At 63.2% G+C, this 3549-nt stretch carries 6 protein-coding genes; 5 read left to right on the top strand and 1 reads right to left on the bottom strand.

The features are described 5' to 3' along the window. From ACFPOU_RS21475 to ACFPOU_RS21460, 4 genes are all read left to right on the top strand, one after another. A partial coding sequence (locus ACFPOU_RS21475) for a hypothetical protein (protein WP_379726290.1) occupies positions 1-589 on the top strand: 589 nt, incomplete at its 5' end. A gap of 39 nt (positions 590-628) precedes the next feature. Beyond that, positions 629-829 carry a hypothetical protein gene (locus ACFPOU_RS21470; protein WP_379726287.1) on the top strand — a complete coding sequence of 67 codons (201 nt, stop codon included), beginning with the start codon at positions 629-631 and terminating at the stop codon, positions 827-829. Next, the gene (locus ACFPOU_RS21465; RefSeq protein ID WP_379726284.1) at positions 829-1152 is read left to right on the top strand and encodes a hypothetical protein; all 324 of its coding nucleotides are present in this window, start codon (positions 829-831) and stop codon (positions 1150-1152) included. Before ACFPOU_RS21470 ends, ACFPOU_RS21465 begins: the two co-directional genes overlap by 1 nt. A 58-nt stretch (positions 1153-1210) precedes the next feature. Next, positions 1211-1495, top strand: a complete 285-nt coding sequence (locus ACFPOU_RS21460; protein ID WP_379726281.1) for a hypothetical protein — start codon at positions 1211-1213, stop codon at positions 1493-1495. A 324-nt stretch (positions 1496-1819) separates the two neighbouring features. Here ACFPOU_RS21460 and ACFPOU_RS21455 read toward each other — a convergent pair whose 3' ends face one another. Beyond that, positions 1820-2689 (bottom strand): hypothetical protein, encoded by an 870-nt coding sequence (locus tag ACFPOU_RS21455; protein ID WP_379726278.1) that lies wholly within the window; start codon positions 2687-2689, stop codon positions 1820-1822. Between the two features lie 421 nt (positions 2690-3110). Between ACFPOU_RS21455 and ACFPOU_RS21450 the strand changes: the two genes are divergently transcribed. Beyond that, on the top strand, positions 3111-3536 hold the full coding sequence (locus ACFPOU_RS21450) for a DUF4238 domain-containing protein (protein WP_379726275.1): 426 nt from the start codon (positions 3111-3113) through the stop codon (positions 3534-3536). The last annotated feature ends 13 nt before the right edge of the window (positions 3537-3549 follow it).

Genomic DNA, 3549 nt, shown 5'->3' with positions numbered 1-3549 from the left:
CAACACCGTCAGGGCCTGTTCCGGCCCCGACACCCGGCCCGAGGACTCCAGGTTCCGGTATCCGGGCGCTTTGCGCAAGGGCGAAAACGCAACATGTCAACTATTGACGGTCAATAGAAAAGTCTGTAGAATTGAGTCTGTAGTGATTGATGACCCAAGCCCCGAAAGGATAGCGATGAACACTTCTGCTCCGCAAGCCGTCACCGCGACCGAGTTGTTTTCGGCCCTGTTCGTTTCTGGAATGTATGACCACGATATGGATACCGTGCTGGCCAAGTGCGACAGCGGCCACGCGGAACTGATGTGCGAACTCGTGTCCTATGCCGCGCCGCTGGCGGACATGATGACCGCCGCCATTCTGTGCGTCGGCACCGATGTTGCGGGCGGGCTGCTCTACGAGGTCGCCAAACCGTTCGGCAGCTGGTTCGGCGATGTAGTCTTGCGCGCCGGTTCGATGCCCCAGCGCGAACGCGCCCTGGGCAAGTTGCAAGACTTGGTCATTGACTTCTATTCGCAGGCCGAGAACTGCGACTGCGCCAAGCTCGCCGCCGCCGTCAGCGGCGCGCACGGCCTGCACGTCATTCACTAATCCGGGGGTCTGATGAACAGCCAAGGGGGAGACCGGAGCGTGATTTACACACTGACAGTGTCGGGTTCGCTTCACGAAAGGCTCAACCGTATTGCCGCCAACAACGGCGGCAATACGGGCGAAGTGCTCGCCAAAGCGCTCGCGCTGTACGAGGTTGCGATTGATGCGCGCGGGCAGGATTGCCGCGTCGCAATCCTCGACACGAACAACTGCATTAAAACCGCGATCGAGGGATTGTGATGGACAAGCAAGGCGATATACGGACACTCAACCTTGACCAGCTCATCAGCCGGGAAGGGGATCAGCTGGAATTGAAGATCAAGAACGAGACCGACGAGGACGCCGACGCGCGCCGCGCGCGCGACTCGGCCGATGCGAAGCTCAAGCGCGCAATGGCCCTGATTCTTTTCGTGTTCGCCTTGCTCATCACTGGCACGGTATTCATCGCCTGCATCGTGGTCGCCCTGTTCGGATCGCCGGAGGACAAAAAATGGGCCTGTAGCATCGTGACAGGTATCACGTCCGGTCTGGTCGGGTATCTGGTCGGGCAGTCGAAAAAGTAGAGGCGGGCGGCCTTGGCGGCCGCCTTTCACGAAGGAATATTTGACTTGCGAGGAAATTATGCGCGGACTGGATACGAGGATCATGCTTGCTCATGCGCGAATCGCCGCCGTCATTGCGGGCGACGATGCGGGCGATGAGGTAGTCGCCGGGTTCATCAAGGCTTTTGAGTGCGCGCGCCTCCAGGGGTGCCATGATGGGCAAGTGGGCGTCTTCACGCCGCCTCTGTTGTTCCGTGGCGAGCCGGATTTGCTCGGCTGGTGGCAGGACGGGCGGGAGTCCGTGGCCGAGCTGGCGGAAGTCGGGGCGTTCCCAGGATGCGACGACAGCGCCGCCGATTCGTAACCTGCGGCGGGGCGGGCCTGTAAGCCGGCGACGTGGTGCCCGCGCGGCCCCGCCGCGGCGGCCAGTCCGACCTGGCCGGTCGGCCCGGCCGCCTCCGCGCCTCGCGGCGCTGCGCGCTGCGCTTGCCCTCCCGGTCGCCTCGCGACCGTCCGCGCTGCCGCTTGGCGCCGTCCAGAGGCTGCGCCTTTGCGAAGTCAGACTTTCGCGCTCGCGCGCGAAAGTGGGTGTGTGATGAAGCCCGGCTCCGGACACGCGCCGATCGCGCGCGCTCCACGGTGCCGGCGAACGGTGCCCAGGGCTTCCCAAAGGCCTGGCCGACCGCCGCTAGTCAGCCTCGCTGCGGTCGGTGATCAGCACCGCGCGGAACTTCGGCGTGAAGGTTTCACGAGCGCGTTCCAGGACGAAGGCGCGCGCGCAGGCCAGTACGATCTGCGTTGCTTTGTCCAGCGTCAGGGCCTCGAGCCGCTCCGAGAGCCCGAACTTGTCGTCCATGCCATGGCGGGCGTCGATGTCCGAGACCTCGAAGTTATTCGCCGTGTAGTCGAAGTTTTCCAGGTCCCGCACCGTCACTTTGCCCAGGGCCGCGAGGGCGGCCCGCCGCTCCTTGCCTTTCGGGTAAAGCTGCTTCAGCGAGCCCTCGACCGTATCCTGGATTTTCGACAGCGACATCAGCGAGACCGGGCTCGTGCCGAGGATCCGCAGGATCGCGCTCAGCTGCGGGTCGCTGCGCGACAGGAACAGCACCGCGCCGTAGTAGTCGAGCGGCCGGCTCGGGTTGAAGTAGCGGTATTCCTCGACGTCGGGCGGGAAGGCCTTCATCGCCGGCGTCTCCTCGTAACCCACCCACGCCGGCCCCAGCGGCTTCCTTTGCAGGCACTCGCCGAGTTCGAAGGCGCGAAACCAGCCCGTGTGGTTTAGACGAAGCGCCCCGTTCAGCAGGACCAGCAGCTGCTGTGCGCGGCCGGTCGCCTGCGCTGGCGTCAGGCCCGTCAGGTGCGGGGAGGTCATGAACCATACGGTCGGCTTGTCGTCCTCGTAGTCGGGGAAAATGCTGATGTCGACCGAGTTCAGGTCGTTCGTGAAGCTGTCGATCCAGCCCTCGTTACCCTGGATGCGAAAACACCATTCGGGGTTGTTGGGCGCGAGGCGGCCGCGCTTGGGTTGCTCGGGAGGGAGGGGCGACGATTCGGTCATGGTGGTGGCTTGTTCGAAAAAGTGGATGCGACCAGGATGTTAACTCAGCGTCCAGGATATGGGCGTCCCCTTCGGGCCGCGCTGTCGTGCTCCGCATCGAGCCCGCGGCGCGATCTCGCCCCTGCGGGCTTCCATCCCTGACGCCTCCGCGCCTGGCGGCGCTGCGCGCTGCGCTTGCCCGGCCGGTCGACCGCGTTGACCCGCCGGCTCGGCAAACCACGAGGGCGGCCACCAGGCGTAGCAACGGTTTCGCGCGCGAAAGTGGCGTTACGCCCGGCAGCGCCGTTCGACGTGTCCTAAGGTGAGAGGGTGGACAACACCGCCATCGCTGGTAGCGATGAGTCCGCGATGCACTCGGCTGGACCCGGTCCTCTACGCTGAGCGTAGTTGGCGTATGATTCATGTCTTCGGAGGAACGTGAATGACACAACAGTCGCATCGGCACCACTACGTCCCCATTTGGTACCAGAAGGGCTTCTTGGGGCCTGGGCAGACGAGCTTTAAGATTCTTGATATGCGGCCACAGGTGTTCAGGGACGCCAGCGGCAAGGTGCGTGGACAGGGGCCGGCTATTCTGAACAAGGGACCTGACGCACACTTCTGGGAACGAGACCTTTACACCATCAGATGGCTAGGTCGCACGGATGACATCATCGAAAGACAACTGTTCGGGGCCATTGACAAGACAGGCCAGCGGGCGATCCAAGCGTGGCTCGCAGAGGACTATCGCACTGTCCATGAGACGTACATGCATGTCTATGAATTTATGGATGCTCTTCGGCTGCGCACACCTAAGGAAGCACTGATTTATTCGCCACCAAGCGCTCCGTCGACGCTGTCCGTCTGAGATAATTTCACTT

Source organism: Massilia jejuensis, assembly GCF_042656795.1.
Taxonomy (GTDB): domain Bacteria; phylum Pseudomonadota; class Gammaproteobacteria; order Burkholderiales; family Burkholderiaceae_D; genus Telluria; species Telluria jejuensis.
The sequence above is the reverse complement of the archived record's forward strand: the minus strand, read 5'-3'. Positions and strand labels throughout refer to the sequence as shown.

Bases quoted from the DNA above. Each gene is read 5' to 3' on its own strand.
- ACFPOU_RS21465 (WP_379726284.1), top strand. From the start codon at position 829: ATGGACAAGCAAGGCGATATACGGACACTCAACCTTGACCAGCTCATC.
- ACFPOU_RS21455 (WP_379726278.1), bottom strand. From the start codon at position 2,689: ATGACCGAATCGTCGCCCCTCCCTCCCGAGCAACCCAAGCGCGGCCGC.
- ACFPOU_RS21460 (WP_379726281.1), top strand. From the start codon at position 1,211: ATGCGCGGACTGGATACGAGGATCATGCTTGCTCATGCGCGAATCGCC.
- ACFPOU_RS21450 (WP_379726275.1), top strand. From the start codon at position 3,111: ATGACACAACAGTCGCATCGGCACCACTACGTCCCCATTTGGTACCAG.